General features: G+C 38.9%; 13 protein-coding genes and 2 pseudogenes. 6 read left to right on the forward strand and 9 right to left on the reverse strand.

Going from position 1 to position 16,605, the window contains the following annotated elements:
* Positions 1-74: 74 nt before the first annotated feature.
* The 3 genes from EP737_RS07710 to EP737_RS07720 form a co-directional block, all read right to left on the reverse strand.
* Complete coding sequence (locus EP737_RS07710) at positions 75-1,514, reverse strand: aldehyde dehydrogenase family protein (protein ID WP_129727405.1); 1,440 nt, start codon at positions 1,512-1,514, stop codon at positions 75-77.
* 1,232 nt (positions 1,515-2,746) lie between these two features.
* Positions 2,747-3,778 carry a LacI family DNA-binding transcriptional regulator gene (locus EP737_RS07715; protein ID WP_129727378.1) on the reverse strand — a complete coding sequence of 344 codons (1,032 nt, stop codon included), beginning with the start codon at positions 3,776-3,778 and terminating at the stop codon, positions 2,747-2,749.
* A 703-nt stretch (positions 3,779-4,481) separates the two neighbouring features.
* Positions 4,482-5,354 (reverse strand): YitT family protein, encoded by an 873-nt coding sequence (locus tag EP737_RS07720; RefSeq protein WP_129727379.1) that lies wholly within the window; start codon positions 5,352-5,354, stop codon positions 4,482-4,484.
* Positions 5,355-5,451: 97 nt separating this feature from the next.
* On the opposite strand from EP737_RS07720, the gene EP737_RS07725 reads away from it, so the two are divergent.
* Positions 5,452-5,787 carry a DUF4097 family beta strand repeat-containing protein gene (locus tag EP737_RS07725; protein WP_129727380.1) on the forward strand — a complete coding sequence of 112 codons (336 nt, stop codon included), beginning with the start codon at positions 5,452-5,454 and terminating at the stop codon, positions 5,785-5,787.
* A gap of 130 nt (positions 5,788-5,917) precedes the next feature.
* Here EP737_RS07725 and EP737_RS07730 read toward each other — a convergent pair whose 3' ends face one another.
* A complete protein-coding gene (locus EP737_RS07730) occupies positions 5,918-6,958 on the reverse strand; it encodes an NAD(P)-dependent alcohol dehydrogenase (protein WP_129727381.1) in 1,041 nt (346 codons plus the stop codon).
* 373 nt (positions 6,959-7,331) lie between these two features.
* Here EP737_RS07730 and EP737_RS07735 point away from each other — a divergent pair, with 373 nt between their 5' ends.
* From EP737_RS07735 to trmL, 3 genes and pseudogenes are all read left to right on the forward strand, one after another.
* Positions 7,332-7,766, forward strand: a complete 435-nt coding sequence (locus tag EP737_RS07735) for a MerR family transcriptional regulator (RefSeq protein ID WP_129727382.1) — start codon at positions 7,332-7,334, stop codon at positions 7,764-7,766.
* Positions 7,767-7,888: 122 nt separating this feature from the next.
* Positions 7,889-7,990 (forward strand): annotated as a pseudogene (locus tag EP737_RS26210) (integrase); the annotation flags it as partial.
* A 141-nt stretch (positions 7,991-8,131) separates the two neighbouring features.
* Positions 8,132-8,602 (forward strand): tRNA (uridine(34)/cytosine(34)/5-carboxymethylaminomethyluridine(34)-2'-O)-methyltransferase TrmL, encoded by a 471-nt coding sequence (gene trmL, locus EP737_RS07745; RefSeq protein WP_129727383.1) that lies wholly within the window; start codon positions 8,132-8,134, stop codon positions 8,600-8,602.
* Positions 8,603-8,944: 342 nt separating this feature from the next.
* Here the strand turns inward: trmL and yeiL are convergent, their stop codons facing one another.
* A complete protein-coding gene (gene yeiL / locus EP737_RS07750; RefSeq protein WP_129727384.1) occupies positions 8,945-9,616 on the reverse strand; it encodes a transcriptional regulator YeiL in 672 nt (223 codons plus the stop codon).
* Between the two features lie 85 nt (positions 9,617-9,701).
* On the opposite strand from yeiL, the gene EP737_RS07755 reads away from it, so the two are divergent.
* Positions 9,702-10,874 carry an MFS transporter gene (locus EP737_RS07755; RefSeq protein WP_129727385.1) on the forward strand — a complete coding sequence of 391 codons (1,173 nt, stop codon included), beginning with the start codon at positions 9,702-9,704 and terminating at the stop codon, positions 10,872-10,874.
* Between the two features lie 205 nt (positions 10,875-11,079).
* Here EP737_RS07755 and EP737_RS07760 read toward each other — a convergent pair.
* Together EP737_RS07760 and EP737_RS07765 are read right to left on the reverse strand one after the other, a co-directional pair.
* Positions 11,080-11,396, reverse strand: a pseudogene (locus tag EP737_RS07760) (family 1 glycosylhydrolase); the annotation flags it as partial.
* An 834-nt stretch (positions 11,397-12,230) separates the two neighbouring features.
* Positions 12,231-13,085: a LysR family transcriptional regulator gene (locus EP737_RS07765; protein WP_129727386.1), complete on the reverse strand. Its 855-nt coding sequence runs from the start codon at positions 13,083-13,085 to the stop codon at positions 12,231-12,233.
* Between the two features lie 123 nt (positions 13,086-13,208).
* Here EP737_RS07765 and EP737_RS07770 point away from each other — a divergent pair, with 123 nt between their 5' ends.
* A complete protein-coding gene (locus tag EP737_RS07770; protein ID WP_129727387.1) occupies positions 13,209-13,952 on the forward strand; it encodes an SDR family NAD(P)-dependent oxidoreductase in 744 nt (247 codons plus the stop codon).
* Positions 13,953-14,126: 174 nt separating this feature from the next.
* Here EP737_RS07770 and ilvN read toward each other — a convergent pair whose 3' ends face one another.
* Positions 14,127-14,609: an acetolactate synthase small subunit gene (gene ilvN, locus EP737_RS07775; RefSeq protein WP_129727388.1), complete on the reverse strand. Its 483-nt coding sequence runs from the start codon at positions 14,607-14,609 to the stop codon at positions 14,127-14,129.
* Between the two features lie 6 nt (positions 14,610-14,615).
* Entirely contained in the window at positions 14,616-16,358 is a 1,743-nt protein-coding gene (ilvB, locus tag EP737_RS07780; RefSeq protein WP_129727389.1) for a biosynthetic-type acetolactate synthase large subunit, read from the reverse strand.
* Between the last annotated feature and the right edge of the window lie 247 nt (positions 16,359-16,605).

Consider the following 16,605-nt stretch of genomic DNA (forward strand, 5'->3'; position numbering starts at 1 on the left):
TTAAATAATGGGATTGCAAATCAGCTGTTGCTGTCCCGTATTTTTCAACTGTTTTTGTCTTTGGGCTTCTGTATTTATTCATTAATAGGCAGCTGCAACACAATCATCTTAGTTTCCGTCATATCCTCAATTGCATAACGAGGACCCTCGCGTCCAATTCCACTATTCTTCACACCGCCATATGGCCAGTGATCCAATCTGAAATTCGATGTTCCGTTAATCACTACCCCACCAACTTCCAGTGAATGGGCTACTTTATAAGCTAAATCCATTTGATTCGTAAAAAGTCCTGCCTGAAGTCCAAAGGAAGAGTCATTTGTTTCTTCGATTGCTTCTTCAATGCTTTCATAAGGAATGATACTAACGATTGGTCCAAACACTTCTTGGCAAACAACTTTACTATTTTTGGGTGGATTTAACAGAATAGTCGGCTCCACTGTCGCACCATGCTGTTTCCCGCCACATATAAGTGTCGCACCTAAATTTACCGATTCGTGAATCCATTCCATAATCCGCTTTGCTGCGCTAGTGTCTACTAAGGTACCCACATCTGTATCCGGCAATAAAGGATCCCCGATTTTCAGCTTTAATACCTCTTCTTTTAAACGTTCCGTAAACGTCGGAACAACTGCTTGATGCACATAGATCCGTTGGACTGAAATACAACTTTGTCCTGAATTACTGAAGCCTGTTCTCGCACACATCGTGGCAGCTCGTTTTAAATCTGCATCTTCATGGACGATAGTAGCAGCGTTTCCACCTAATTCAAGAAGGACTTTTTTCATGCTGGCTAATTCGCATATATTTCTAGCGGCTACTACCCCACCAGTAAAGGAAATCACATGAATACGGTCATCTTTTACAATTTGCTGTCCGATTTCTACTCCGCCAAGAACCATATTGATAGCGCTTTCAGGAAGACCAGCCTCTAGTAATAACCTTAAAAGTTCAGTAGCAATCAGCGCTGTTTGCGGCGCCGGTTTTAAAATCACACTATTACCTGCTGCAAACGCTGGACCAACTTTATGGCAAACAAGATTAAGCGGAGCATTAAACGGTGTAACGGCTGCTACAACACCAACTGGTACACGGAAAGTAGCAGCAATTGCTTTTGTTCCTCTTTCAGAGGCATCACCAGGTAACGTTTCCCCCATTAATCGTTTGGCTTCTTCGCCTGACAGCTCTAATGTTTCGATGGAACGTGACACTTCATCAAGCGTGTTTTTTAATGGTTTTCCTAGTTCAAGAGAAATAAGCTGAGCGAATCTCTCTTTCTCTTGTTCTAGTAACGCAGCTGCTCGTTTTAAAATCTTGGCTCGTTCATAAGCCGGTATTTTAGCAATCTCCTTTTTAGCTGCATAAGCTGATGCCAAAGCGTTTTCGACATCGCTTGGTGTTGCCAACACTTGCTCACCGATTACTTCTCCTGAATAGGGACTCCTAATAGAAATGGTTTCACGTTCCTGAGAAATCCATTCTCCATTAATATAAGGTTGCGCCTTTTTAACTGTCATTTTTATCAATTCAATCACCTACTTTTTTAAATGTTGAAAGGAATACTCGGAAATAGCGGGTCTCGTTTAGAACTTAAGGATTGTACATCTGTTTATTAGATCGATCTATTGTAGCTTTTAGACAACGATTACCTCATGATTGGATCACTGAGCAGATGTAGGAGATCAAAAACAGTTTCATTCTCTTTGACTTTATCCATTTCTATTAGATCGATCTAATACTGAACTTCACACAACGATTACCCTATGATTCGATCACTGAGCAGGCATAGAGAATCAAAAATAGTTACATTTTCATTGATTTTATACATATCTATTAGATCGATCTAATACTGAACCTTAAACAACGATTGCCTCATGATTCGACCACTAAGCAGGCATAGAGGATCAAAAATAGTTATATTCTTATTGACCCCATACATACTAGAAAGTGTTTATAGTTCATACCCCAAATTTCCTTACGAACGCATCGTTTTTAGCTTATCTCTTCCTCCACATCAGTTTATAATACCCCAGTAGAGATACCGCTTTCAGAAAATAATATTTATTAGATCGATCTAATAAACTAACAAAATACTAATACTCCATGATTCAACCATGAGGAAGACTTTGGCTGATGTTTAGACTTTTTCATTTTTTTTACATTGATTCCGCTTACAAAATATTATATACGACCCAATAAAGATATTTCAACTCCTTACGAGAAAAAAAGAATATTTTATGCAAATTGGATCGATACTGCCCGCAAGGAATTCAGGTTTTTTGGCTCACCCCTATTCCTTAATAAAACTGTAAATCCAAATAGTTTCTAACCATTAGAACTATGCGTATACTTAATATGTTTTCATCATTTTACAACAAATTCCAAGGGTTCGCAACATTGTTTTTTTAAATATTCCAAATTTTTTAAGGGGGTGCGATTTCGTAGCTGCTCTTAAAAACTTTGAAATATTTCTTCTGATATTCTACTGTGTGTAGCTTTATGCTATGATTCGGTAAAATATGAAACGCATACTTAATAGGACAAATAGCCAAGTACTTTCTCAAAAAGGCCTTGATCATTTGTCCTATAAAGAAAACTCGCCGATTGGCGAGCCCTGCTCCCCTGGCGAAGACAGAGGCGTAGCCCTACTTATACTTTATTCCTAAAATTTCTGGCTACGTCGAATTGGCATCCAGCTAGAAATTTATAATCTCTTAAAGTGTTAAGAAAACTACTCCTTAATAGCATCCTACTTGCCAACAACCTGTTGAGAAGAATTTCGAACTGCCAGTTCAGGCTGTAGAATGACCCGCTGCTGTTCGTGGTCAAAATTTGCAATGCGTTCATGCAAGAGACTCGCTGCATGTTTTCCAATAAGTCGTGGAAATGAAGAGACAGTAGTTAGTGAGGGAGTAACTGTTTCTGCTTCCGGAACATTGTCGAATCCAACTATAGCCATATCTTGACCCGGAATCAACCCAGTATTTCTCAATTCCTGCATAACGCCAAATGCTACCAAATCGCTAAAACAGAAGATGGCAGTCGGCGGATCTGGATGATTAAGAACCTGTTGCACTGCAGCCACTCCACCCTCTCGTGTAGGCGGGCCATCTACAACTAGGGATGAGTCAACCTCTAGTCCGGCTTGATGAAGGGCATCGTAATACCCTTGCGCACGCTCTTTCCAAGTAGACGACTCAGAGCGTCCACCTAAAAATGCAATTCTGCGATGTCCCTTCTGAATTAGATGACTTACAGCCATTTCTGCTCCAACCTTGTAGTCAACACTAACGTAATCACAATTTGCCCCTGGAAGTTCCCTAACTGCAAGCACTATTGGAATATCCAACTGATTGATTCGGTCAATGGTTTCTTTTGAAGTTTCCGAAACAGGACATAAGATTACTCCACCAACTCTATGTTCCAGCATCGTTGAGAGAAGATGATTTTGCTTCGTATCCGAATCAAAGGTAGTCCCTAAGAGAACTGTATAACCTTCCTCTTCCAATGTCTGATGAACCCCTATTAGCAATTCGGAAAAGAATGTATTCGCTATATCTGTAATGATTAACCCTACAGTTGACGAACGCTGTGAACGCAGATTAGCGGCAACTCGATCGTAAACGTATCCTAATTCACGCATAGATTCTAAAACCTTTTTGCGCGTAGCTTCAGAAATATGAGGACTATTACGAACAATAAGTGAAGCGGTCGCGCGAGATACACCGGCATGCTCTGCTACCTGTTGCAAGGTAACGCGTGATTGCTTTTTTCGTTTCATATTTAACTCACCTGCTAACTGCATATTTTGGCTATTAATAAATATTCTTGCATCTTTAAATGTTTTGACCTAGCTTCATCACATGAGTTAAAGATAGGGAGAAATTATCAAATGATATAAGAGTTTAAAAAAATCTACATATATTTATCTGCTCCTAGCTTGTTTCTAAGTAGTAGAAAACTTTTGCATCGAAGCAATCACCGAGTTCTAATCATTGTGCAGCTTCTAATCTCCTTCTATTCCCCATGATCTTATCATTTCAGCTCAGATCACCCATATAAAGAGCGAGACCTAACTGTAAGGAAGAAATGATTGAGCTCATTCTTTCTGTTTCTCTTTACATCATTATACACAAGGACGGAGTTAGGAAATAGAAACACTACAAAATTCAAGAAGAATCCTAACTATTTCTTTATAATTTCTGAATATTTTATAAGTATAGCATGTATATAAACATCATTTAGTCTTTCAACATCTGAACTACGCCCATTCTTTGGAGCACCTCGTCTGGAAACGAGGTAAGATACTCTAAAAATGAGAGAACAGAAGCTTTCCAAGGTTCATGTTTTCTTTTTTTTATGTTATTGCCTATAACAACAAAAGGGGATAGCTGTACTCTTTGAAACAAAAATAAAATCACCTTTTAGCAAAACTAAAAAGGTGATTGTTTATGTAATCTTATTGTAAATTTACCAGTTTCTATCTAATGAATATTATGCTTTCTGAAATTACCACCCTTAACTTCTGCTACGTCATATACCGTAACAAAAGCACCTTCGTCAATTTCATTAATTATTTCTTTCATTTTGCTTTCTTCTAAGCGGTTAATAACACATGTGATTTCCCTAAATTTTTCATGGGAATAACCACCGTAAACTTCGTTATATGTCGCACTTCGACCTAAGCGATCACGTATGGTCTCTACCATTAATTTGGGTTGAGTTGTAATAATTTTAAAGGTTTTAGAGCCGCTTAAGCCTTCTTCAACGATGTGAATCACTTTAGAAGCAATAAAGTAAGCAATTGCCGAGAGAATTGCTCCTTGTAGACCGAATGCAGTTGAAACGACAATAAATACAAATGCGTTTAAGAAAAGAATGAAATCACTTGTCCCAAACGGTAATTTTCGAGAAAGCAGTACGGCTAGCATATCAATTCCATCTAATGCGCCGCCATTGCGCAATGCTAACCCCATCCCCAAACCGAGGATAATACCACCAACAACGGTAACTAATAAAGTATCTCCTTCAATAATTGCTGGAGTATGGTGCAGGAGGCTTGTACCAATCGCTAGTGAAGCTATTCCGATAATCGAATAAATCGCGAAATTTCTACCAATTTGTTGATAGCCTAACCAAATAAAAGGAATGTTTATAACCGCAATTAGAACCCCTAATGGTAATCCAAATAGCTCTGAACCAACGATACTAAGACCTGTTACACCACCATCAGATACGTTGTTTGGGATTAATACGGCCTCTAATCCATATGCTGCTATAAATCCTCCAATAATGACCATTAATCCTCGTAAGATCATTTTTAGTTTATTAGGTTTATTCTTTTTGACTGTACTCATTTAATTCCTCACCTTCAAATATGTTATCTTATTATAAGTTTATCATAAAACTTTTTCTTTCGTTATTCTGGTGATTGTATAAAGTCTCTCATTTCAAATGAAAATGGAAACGAGCAGTGGTGATATCGCAGCAAAAGATAACGAAGCTAAGATAATCGATTTATTTTCTAGCAGCGGTGATATTACTTCATACAATCAAGTTTTAGAAGATACTAAAATGGAGACATCTTCTGGTGATATCGATGTAAAACTGACAAAAGCACCAGCTTCATTAGTAGTTGATTACAAAGGTGGTTCAGGTGATGGCACAGCAAATATAGATGGAATGAACTTCTCTGAGAAATCAGAAGATCGAATTGTGGGTCAAACTGGAGACGGGAATTTTAAGTTAACAGCAAGAACAAGTTCAGGTGATTTTAAAATTAAAGACTGATCGTGTTCAAAAAGGAGTAACCTTAGGGTTTACTCCTTTTTTCACTTTAAGAAAGTATAAAAGGATGTCCCAAAAGCTAGGCTTTTGGGACATCCTCGAAATGACCATTAGAATGTATCATTTACGCAACTCACATTGTGCTGATATCAATCACGAATCGATACTTCACATCTGAAGCTAATACGCGTTTGTAGGCTTCGTCAATTTGGTCGGCTGAAATGACTTCAATCTGAGGAACAATGTCATGTTTCGCACAGAACTCCAACATTTCCTGAGTTTCACGAATCCCGCCAATCATGGAACCTGCAAATGAACGGCGATGACCGATGAGAGAAAACACATTTACTGACAATGGCTCTGCGGGCGCACCAACGTTTACTAGAGTACCATCTAGAGTTAACAGTGAGAAATAAGCATTAATGTCGATTGTTGCACTTACCGTGTTAATAATTAAGTCAAAGGTTCCGGCAAGTTTCTTGAATGTTTCTGGATTGCTTGTGGCATAGTAGTTGTCTGCGCCGAATTGCAAGCCATCGTCTTTTTTGTTCAATGTTTGTGACAGAACAGTGACCTCGGCACCCATCGCATGTGCAATTTTGACAGCCATATGACCAAGACCGCCCATACCAACAACCGCTACTTTCTTTCCTGGACCAGCCCCCCAATGATGTAGTGGCGAATATGTTGTAATACCTGCGCAAAGTAATGGTGCTGCGACATCAAGCTCAATGCCATCAGGAATTCTCACTACGAAGTCTTCAGTTACAACAATATGGGTAGAATAGCCACCTTGAGTAGGCTCACCGTATTTATCAACACCAGCGTAAGTTGGGACATTTCCTTTAAGACAGTATTGTTCTTCTCCTTTACGGCAGTTCTCACATTCGCCGCAGGAGTCAACCATACATCCAACCCCTACCCGGTCACCGACCTTGTACTTTGTGACCTCTGCTCCTACATCTGTGACAATTCCTGCAATCTCGTGTCCAGGTACGAGTGGATAGTTCACGGGACCCCATTCACCGTGAGCAGTATGGATATCAGAATGGCATATGCCTGCATATTTAATTTCAATTAGAACATCATGCGAATCAAGATCGCGTCGTTTAATTTCAGCTGCTCGAAATGCTTTGTCCGGACCGTCAACAGCTCGTGCTTTAGCAGTTATCATAAAAAGACCTCCGATAATTTATATTTTTCAAGAGAATGCGATTGTACCAGTGTAAATGAAAAGCCAGGTTAAAATTCCCCTTCCTTCATTTCCCTCAATCCTTTTTCCTCCTGCAAATCAATGTTAATCCTTATAGTTAACTCTAAGTCAAGCGATTAATTTATATTTCTTTTGAGATCGCTGCCCATACAGATTTTATTTCATCTATCAATATAGCCTACATTCTTTTTTTAGTAAGTACATCTCCGTTAAGCAGAGTCAATTTCTACTCTCCCTATAAGGTGACTTTGACATTCAGCAAATACCTTGATAAAATCCCCTTATAATATAGAGTTAACTCGAAGTCTATATCATTAAGAATAGGGGATAAATGATGAAGACATATTCTATCAGCGAAGTTGCAAAAGAATTGAATCTTACACCATATACCTTGCGTTACTATGACAAGGAGGGACTTATGCCTTTTGTAGAACGGACATCCAGCGGAACACGATTGTTTAAAGAATCCGATATCGGTGCTTTAAAAGTAATTGAATGTCTAAAAGCCACCGGGATGCCTATCAAGGAAATTAAAAAATTCATTGATTGGTGTTCTGATGGAGATTCCACATTGCAGCAAAGATATGACATGTTTATGGAACGAAAAGCTACTGTAGAAGCACAAATGGAAGAACTAAAAAAAACAATGGAAGTCATCGAGCATAAATGCTTATATTACCAGACTGCATTGGCTGCCGGAACGGAGGATATTCATAAAGAAAACTCGCCGATTGGCGAGCCACGCTCTTGGGCGAAGACAGAGGCGTAGTTGCACTTATACTGTATTCCTAAAATTTCCTCCTACGTCGAATCGACTTCTAGCTGGAAATTTATACTTTCCTACAGTGTAAAAAGAGTAAAATAGGAATTTCCATTACTAATTAACAGAAGGCCACCCATTTATTGAATAATGGAGCGCCACTGGATGTTATTCAGAACGAGAAAAGTGAAACCACTCGTATTTACGCCCAACTAAGCGGGAATATCAGATAGGACCTATACAGGAAATATTTTTAGACTATGGAAAGATGATGCTTCTTTAAGCATCGTCCCCGTTAGCGTAAGTACATATCTTTACAATTTAATCTGTATGCTATAATTTGAAGGGTAAAATAAAGATAGAGGTGACCATCCTTGGCAATACATGTTGTACTATATCAACCAGAAATTCCGGCTAATACTGCAAATATTGCACGTACTTGTGCCGCAACGGAAACAGCCTTGCATTTAATCCGACCACTTGGCTTTTCAACAGATGAAAAGATGATAAAACAAGCTGGTTTAGATTTCTGGCAACTTGTAAACATAACGTATTATGACTCATTAGATGACTTTTTTTCAAAAAATCAAGGTGAGTTTTACTATATTGAGACGTTTGGTGAAAAACCACATTCATCCTTTGATTTCAGTGATGTATCAAAGGAACATTATTTTATGTTTGGAAAAGAAACAACTGGTTTACCAACAGATTTACTAGAAAAAAATAAAGATCACTTTCTGAGAATACCAATGAATGATAACGCTCGATCACTGAACCTTTCGAATACAGCTGCTATATTGGTATATGAGGCTTTGCGCCAGCAAGGATTTCCCCATTTAAAATAAAAAAATCTTCCGTCTTGGAAGATTTTTTGCACTGTAAGAAAGTATAAATTTCTAGCTATATAAGTTGAATTTAATTCTTGCACCTTTTGAATTTAGTTGCTCAATCATCATTCAAATTGTCTTTGCAGGGCAATACATTCTGTATGAATCTGTGCTGCGATGGGGTTATGGGAAAATATTTAGCTCAACTTATATAGAAGCGAATTCGACGTAGTCGGAAATTTTAGGAATACAGTATAAGGGCAACTACGCCTCTGTCTTCGCCTCTGTCTTCGCCTAACGGCTCGCCAGTCGGCGATTTTTACGATTTGGTTACTGCACAACATACTTTAGTCTAAATGGTTACTTATGCTTCAATACCTGAGCAAGTTCATATAGGGACTGGTACTGTTTAATTTGATAGTTCCGCCCTTTCTTTTGCAAATACCTTTTATCGCAAAATTGTGTAAGTACATGCAATAAGTGCCGATAGGATACGCCTAAATAATCACAAACCGTTACGTGTTTCTCCTTATAGACCCCTTCATCTTCAGTTTCCAAAATAAAATCCGCAAGCCGGTTTTCAAGCGGGAAGGCAAGACTTTGAGAATACTTTGCAGCCATAAGTGTTGCCTTTACACTTAGAAACTTGGTTAATTCACGTAGAAATTTCGCATCTTCCAGTAATTGTGTGCGATAGTGATGAATAGGAAGCGCAAAACAAATCGTCTTAGTTGAGGCTTGAATCCCTTTTGTATAGTACACGTCATTTAATAATTCCATTTCCCCAATGTAGTCATTTGCGTTGATAAAATTAATTAAGGAAACTTTCCCATTTTGATGTGTCACATATATTTTTGCTTTTCCTTCCATAACATAAAATAGAAAATACGGTCTCATGCCTTCTTGAATAATCCATTCATCACGTTGATATTCGTGAACTTGTAAAAACTCTTCGATCGGAAATGAAAATAAATGTGCAATGGAGTATTCTTCCAGATAGCGTTGTCTTTTCCCATTTTTATAAATTTCCATAGATCACCTTTTAGATAAAATATGAGATATCTCATATTATTGTAAGTATCTCCGTGGTATTATACAACCAATGGAGGTAATAAAAATGAACACACAACGTTGGATGAGCAGTCGGTTTTTTAGTTTTTTTATAACTTGGGGCATTTTTCTACCATATTGGACCGGGTGGATGATTCATACAAAAGGGATTACCGTTTCACAAGCCAGTTTGATTATGAGCTTAGGATTGGTTGCTAGAGGTCTCTCTACTTTAGTCGCATTTCCTTATTTCGCGGAAAAATTCAGTAGTAAAACATTATTAAATGTAATGACCATTGGGACAATCATCAGCCTTTTGAGTTATATCCCGGCAACTTCCTTTACTGGCTTACTTTTGGCTACCTTGCTTTTACAGTTCTTTTATCCAGCATTAATGCCAGCTTTAGATAGTGCAGCCGGTACACTTGTGCAAAATAAACAATTAAGGGATTACGGCAAAAGCCGCTCATTTGGTTCAATCGGATTTGTTGTAGCTGGCATGATCTTAACTTTGTTTACAGGAGCAATGGGTGATAAAGTAATTTTATGGGCCCTGTTACTTGGGACACTGATATTCCTATTTCTAGGTTTTATGCATTCGCCCGTTGTTTTATCGGAAACACCGAAAATGGATCAAAATAAAAAACACGGAATGATGAGTTTATTCCGCATAAAACACTTTGGGTCAGTGCTTGTAATCGTGATTTTATTACAAGCAGCACACGCCTCTTATTACAGCTATGGCTATATCTTTTTACAGGAAATCCATGCACCAAAGTACTTGATTGGACTAATTCTTAACATTGCCGTAATCGCAGAGATCATTTTCTTTTCCATTGCCGACAAACACTTTCAGCGGTTTTCAGTTGGCTCCTTGTTGGCAATGGCGGCACTAGGTTCAACCATACGATGGTTACTAGTATTTTCTTTTCCGAATGTGATTGTATTCTGTATTGCACAAACCTTGCATGCATGCTCATTTGCAATGGGACATTATGCCTTTATGAAATATTTGATCAAAAATATTCCACCTGCGCAGATTCCGAAAGCACAAGGCATGTATTCAGCGCTTGCACTTAGCTGGAGCACGGCAATATTCACATTTTTTGGTGGCTATTTATACGAAATCGGACCAAGATATGCCTTTATCGGCATGATTGTTTGTACCATACCATCAATGGTGCTTGCGCTTGTATATCGAAAACTGGAACTTAAAAAGGAAGTTTTAATTTCTATTTAGACCTTTATCTAGAGCTTCAAAAGAAATGCCGGCAGCCATAATAGACTTGCCGGCATAATGATTATTTTTATTTACACTGTAAGAAAGTATAAATTCCCAGCTGAAAGTTCATTCGACGTAGTGGGGAATTTTAGGAATACAGTATAAGGGCAACTACGCCTCTGTCTTCGCCCAAGGGCAGGGCTCGCCAATCGGCGAGTTTTCTTTATAATTGCTCACCATTTGTGGCGATAACATTTTTATACCAGAAGAAGGACTTTTTCTTCTTACGCTCTAATGTGCCGCTGTCATCATCATGCTTGTCTACATAAATGTATCCATAACGCTTAGACATTTCACCAGTAGATGCACTTACTAAGTCGATACAACCCCAAGAAGTATATCCCATTAGCTCGACACCATCTTCAATTGCTTCTCCCATCGCTTGATATGATCGCGAAGGTAATCAATGCGATAATCATCATTGATTGAACCATCTTCTTCTATTTTGTCGTATGCTCCCAAACCGTTTTCAACAACAAACCATTGTTGCTTCTGCCCTTCCTTTTTTCGTACCGTTCTTAACTACTCACTATTCCTTCACATATTCTTAATTATTTTTCTGAAAATTTATAACATTTATAATATTTAGTATTTACAAATTTCGACCTATTGTGTATGATAGGAACAAGTAATACAGAGGAACCCAAACACACTAGAAAAGGAAGTGAGTCCAGTGCGATAGAGCAAGGCGAATGTACAATTCACGTACAGGGATACAACCAAACTCTATTTAAAAGAGGGTGAGTCCGCTGCGATAGGGAAAGGCGAAATGTGCAGAGATGTACATGGGGGATTACTAGAATCCATTCAAGGAAAGGTGATTCCAATGAAGTAAGTAAGGCGAAGGTTTAATTACATAAGCCGGGTAGCAACCTAGACATGAGTTTTGAAAAAATCTCGAGTCAAGAGGTGATTATCCTACAATCAAGAAATATTGAAAGGACTTCGAAAAAAAATGAATGAAGAAATAGTGTAAGCGACCTTGTCGTTCCAGTATGGATAGACGAGGTCGCTTACTGTTGTTTTAGATGATTCTTCAATTTAATTGACATAAGAGTCGAAAGATAAATCGCAACAATGGTTCCTCACCTGCCAAATACATTTTATGAAAATCTCCCCCTATCCCTTTAGTTCAAGAAAACTCGCTGATTGGCGAGCACTGCTCCCCTAGCGAAGACAGAGGCGTAGCCCTACTTATACTGTATTCCTAAAATTTCTCGCCAGGTCGAATTGTCTTTCAGCTAGAAATTTATACTTTCTTACAGTGCTAAATAATCCAGAGAGATTTTTTGCTCACAAAGCAGTAGGTTATAGCTATGCGAGGGGAGATTGATCTTCTAAGAAGCGAATAAATTGCTTGAGACTTTGTCGTTTTAGCTTTCTTTTTCTTATGACAAAATCAATTTGAATTACTTCTGGCAGTTCTTGATATTGAAACACTTGTAGCTCTTTTCGACTATACGCAACATCTGCTGGTACGATGCTGATCCCAAGTCCATCATGAACAGCTTGCAGAATAGATTCAAGTGAGTCAAATTCCATAATAATTGGTTGATCGAAGTTATTTTCCTGAGAAAACTTCAACAATTTATCCCTATATACGCAATGTGGATCACTATTGATAAGCAATGTTTGATTATTTTTCTCCTCAACCCCATGATATTCAGGAGAAATGAGCACCATTTTCTCCAAATAGCTATAAACAGTTTCAAACTGTGAGCGATTAGCTGTACTGATTAAAAAAAGTCCATCAATTTCTCCGTAGGAAAGCATTTCTTGTAACTTTCGGTTAGTAGCTGTCTTTACCTTGACATCTATATGTTTATTTTCCTCCAAAAAAGAAGAAAATAGCTGCGGGATTTTAATTGCAGAAATTGTTTGGGGAGCGCCAATAATTAAAGATTCTCTCCACTTACTAGGGTTAACTTTTGATTTGGCTTCATCCATTAAAAGCAAAATGTGATGTGTATACTCTAATAACACTTTCCCCTCATCAGTTAATGTTACTCCTCTATTAGTACGAGCAAGTAATTTAGTACCTAGTTCCTCTTCTAAACCTTTGATTCTCTGGCTAATATTCGGTTGGACATATCCTAATAATTCGGCAGCTTTGGATATCGACTGCAACTCTGCAACATGCTTAAAAATTCGTAAATCATGACTTTCCAAGGATCGATCCCTCCTTTGATATCATTTAAAATGATACCCCTCTCATTATCTAGTATTATATCCTTTACCTAAATAAAAATATAATAAAGCATATTAGATAAAACAAAATAAGGATGATGCAAAATGGAGCAATTAAGAGATAAGACATTCATTATAACTGGCGGCGGCACTGGCATAGGAAGGGCAACAGCTTTGAAGTTAGCGGATGCAGGAGCAAAAATTGTCGTAAATTATAGCCGCTCGGAAAAGGAAGCAGCAGAAGTCGTTAGGGAAATTATCCACCGGGGAAGCAAGGCATTTGCCTATAAGGCGAATGTAGCAATAGAAAAAGAAGTCAATGAAATGGTATCTCAAACTGTCACCTCTTTTGGGACAGTAGACGGTTTAGTAAACAATGCAAGCATTACAGCTCAGATACCAATGAATGATTTAGAATCTGTAACTAACCAAGTATGGGATTCTTTATTTGATGTAAATGTGAAAGGGATGTTCCACTGTATAAAAGCAGTTGTCCCGTATATGAAGAAACAAAAATCCGGTGTTATTGTTAACTTGGGCAGTGTAGCCGGAATGACAGGAATTGGTTCATCTATCCCATATGCAGCAACAAAAGCAGCCATTCACACTATGACAAGGTCATTAGCAATTGCATTGGCACCTGAGATTCGAGTGAACAGTATCTCTCCAGGCGCAGTGGATACAAGATGGTGGTCCGGCAACGAAGAAAAGATGTATCAACTTGCAGGAAGCTTACCCCTTCAAAAAATTTCAACACCTAACGATATCGCAGATGCTATTCTTTTTCAATTGATGCAGGAGTCTGTTACAGGGCAGGTATTTACAATTGATAATGGACAAACACTCTGACGCTATGGAGTTGCGTATCGTTTTTGTAAATTCAATATTTTGATTTTTATATGAACGCTCCTTGTAAATACAGTATAAAAAACAGGTCTTCTCGATGTAAGAAGACCTAGCTTTTCTTCATTTATTTTACTATCAATTCTCGTCATAATAATTCCTCTTATTAATAATATGGCTTCAACTCCCCTTCTCCATCGCCATCACTCCCGTACGTGACAATTGGGACATTCCATATGGCATCAATTGTTCTACTATCGCGTTAATTTTTTCTGTGTCTCCCACAGCTTGGATAATCATTGTCTTTGTACCGATATCTACCACGGTCGCTTGATATCTTTCCACTATACCTGCAAGTTCCTCATTCTTGCTTGGGTCTATATTCATCTTCATAAGGGCTAATTCGCGTGTAACTGTTTCTGCTGGTCGAAGAAGTGTTGCTTCGTAGACATCAACTAATTTTAATAGTTGATTTAGGATTTGCTTAACTAAGCTATCATCGCCAGTGGTAACAATAATAATTCGTGACGCGCCGGCTTCTTCTGAGGCACCAACTGTAATGCTTTCCATATTAAAGCCACGCCGAGTAAATAAACTTGTTACTCTCTGCATAACCCCTGGATGATCTTTGACTAATAGCGAGATGGTTTTTTGTTTTTCCATGACTTGTTATTCCTCCTCCATCATCATTTCACTAAGCGTTTTTCCTTGTAAAACCATTGGAAGAACAACCTCACTTGTCGGCACTACAAAGTCAATTACTACAGGACCTGGTGTCTCCAATGCTTCTTGCCACACACGGTGAGCTTCTTCTTTTGTTTGTGCTCGAAGCCCTTTTACTCCATATGCTTTAGCCAATTGAACAAAGTCTGGACTTCCTGATAAATCGATTTGGCTATAACGCTCTTCATAAATGAATTCCTGCCACTGACGAACCATGCCTAGCACTTGATTATTGATGATTACTACCTTAACGGGGATATTATGAATCGCACAAATAGCTAATTCCTGCGAACACATTTGCATACCGCCGTCACCATTGATGGAAATTACTAGACGGTCTGGGTTTCCCATTTGCGCTCCTATGGCCGCTGGGAACCCAAAACCCATCGTACCTAGCCCGCCGGAAGTAATTAAAGATCGAGGATGATTAAACTTATAAAATTGAGCTGCCCACATTTGATGTTGTCCTACATCTGTGGTTATAATGGCTTCCCCCTTGGTTGTTTCGTGAATCATCTCGATCACATACTGTGGCTTCAGTACCGCATCGTCATCTTTAAATTTAAGCGGGAACTTCTGTTTATTTTCCTTGATTTTGGAAACCCAAGATTCAGTTTGAGCAGGTTTTGCAGCTTCATTAGCTAATGCCAACACTGACTTTATATCACCAACGCACGGGATATGGGTCTCGACATTTTTTCCAATTTCGGCAGGATCAATATCAATGTGCGCAATGAGCCTTGCCTTTGGAGCAAAGCCCTCCAAGTTCATCGTCACTCGATCATCAAACCGTGCCCCTATACTAATCAGTAAGTCACACTCTTGTATAGCTGTATTTGCGGTATACGTCCCGTGCATCCCGGGCATCCCCATCCATAAAGAATGGGCACTTGGAAATCCGCCCAACCCAAGCAGTGTAGTAGTTACGGGTATTTGTGTTTTGTTAACAAATTCCAAAAGCTCGTGATGTGCCCCAGAATGAACAACACCAGCTCCAGCCAAAATGACAGGACGTTCCGCTTCTTCTATGGCCTTCAACAATTTTTCTACCTGTTGTTTGTTAGGGTGTTCGATTGGTTTATAGCCGCGTATTTGGATTTCCTCTGGATAAGTAAAGGTCGTTTTATCAGCCGATACATCCTTAGGAATATCAATCAATACAGGACCTTTTCTACCTGTAGAAGCAATATGAAATGCTTCACGAATAACTCCAGCCAAATCCTCAACCTTGCGAACTTGATAGCTGTGCTTTGTAATGGGCATGGTGATTCCCATGATATCCGCTTCTTGAAAGGCATCCGTACCAATGAGAGACGTAGCTACATTACCTGTGATAACAACAAGCGGAATGGAATCCATATGAGCCGTAGCAATCCCCGTGACAAGATTTGTAGCCCCCGGACCCGATGTAGCAATACACACACCTACCTTGCCTGTCGACCTCGCATATCCATCTGCTGCATGAATTGCCCCTTGCTCATGGCGTGTCAACAGGTGATGGAAATCCTCGTTTCCATACATGGCGTCATACATATACAATACGGCTCCCCCTGGATAACCGAAGACGCAATCTACTCCTTCTAATAACAAGCATCGAAGTAAAATTTCCGAACCTGATAGGTAATCAGGCTTTAATAACTTTTCTCGAAGACCTTCTTTTAGTAAAATAGCTGAACTTTGAGCACTCATTTGTAATCCTCCTTCACAAAATAGGTTGTGTTCATTTAAAGAAAACTCGCGATTGGCGGACTGTTAGACGAAGACAGAGGCGTAATTTCGCTTCCACTTTATCCCTAGGATTTTCTACCACAACGAATTCGCTTTTAGCTGGAACTTTCTTAAAGTGTAAAATAAAAAAACCTCTTTCATCCCAGTGCACGCACTTATTGCGTCACAGGGACGAAAGAGGTTGTCTTCCGCGGTACCACCCTAATTT

The sequence above is a fragment of the Ectobacillus funiculus genome, from assembly GCF_004138295.1.
Taxonomy (GTDB): Bacteria; Bacillota; Bacilli; order Bacillales; family Bacillaceae_G; genus Ectobacillus; species Ectobacillus funiculus.

Excerpts from the sequence above, each read along its gene's own strand:
- EP737_RS07720 (WP_129727379.1), bottom strand. The coding sequence starts at position 5,354 with ATGAGTACAGTCAAAAAGAATAAACCTAATAAACTAAAAATGATCTTA.
- ilvB (WP_129727389.1), bottom strand. The coding sequence starts at position 16,358 with ATGAGTGCTCAAAGTTCAGCTATTTTACTAAAAGAAGGTCTTCGAGAA.
- EP737_RS07770 (WP_129727387.1), top strand. The coding sequence starts at position 13,209 with ATGGAGCAATTAAGAGATAAGACATTCATTATAACTGGCGGCGGCACT.
- EP737_RS07710 (WP_129727405.1), bottom strand. The coding sequence starts at position 1,514 with ATGACAGTTAAAAAGGCGCAACCTTATATTAATGGAGAATGGATTTCT.
- EP737_RS07735 (WP_129727382.1), top strand. The coding sequence starts at position 7,332 with ATGAAGACATATTCTATCAGCGAAGTTGCAAAAGAATTGAATCTTACA.
- EP737_RS07725 (WP_129727380.1), top strand. The coding sequence starts at position 5,452 with ATGAAAATGGAAACGAGCAGTGGTGATATCGCAGCAAAAGATAACGAA.
- EP737_RS07755 (WP_129727385.1), top strand. The coding sequence starts at position 9,702 with ATGAACACACAACGTTGGATGAGCAGTCGGTTTTTTAGTTTTTTTATA.
- EP737_RS07730 (WP_129727381.1), bottom strand. The coding sequence starts at position 6,958 with ATGATAACTGCTAAAGCACGAGCTGTTGACGGTCCGGACAAAGCATTT.
- ilvN (WP_129727388.1), bottom strand. The coding sequence starts at position 14,609 with ATGGAAAAACAAAAAACCATCTCGCTATTAGTCAAAGATCATCCAGGG.
- EP737_RS07715 (WP_129727378.1), bottom strand. The coding sequence starts at position 3,778 with ATGAAACGAAAAAAGCAATCACGCGTTACCTTGCAACAGGTAGCAGAG.
- yeiL (WP_129727384.1), bottom strand. The coding sequence starts at position 9,616 with ATGGAAATTTATAAAAATGGGAAAAGACAACGCTATCTGGAAGAATAC.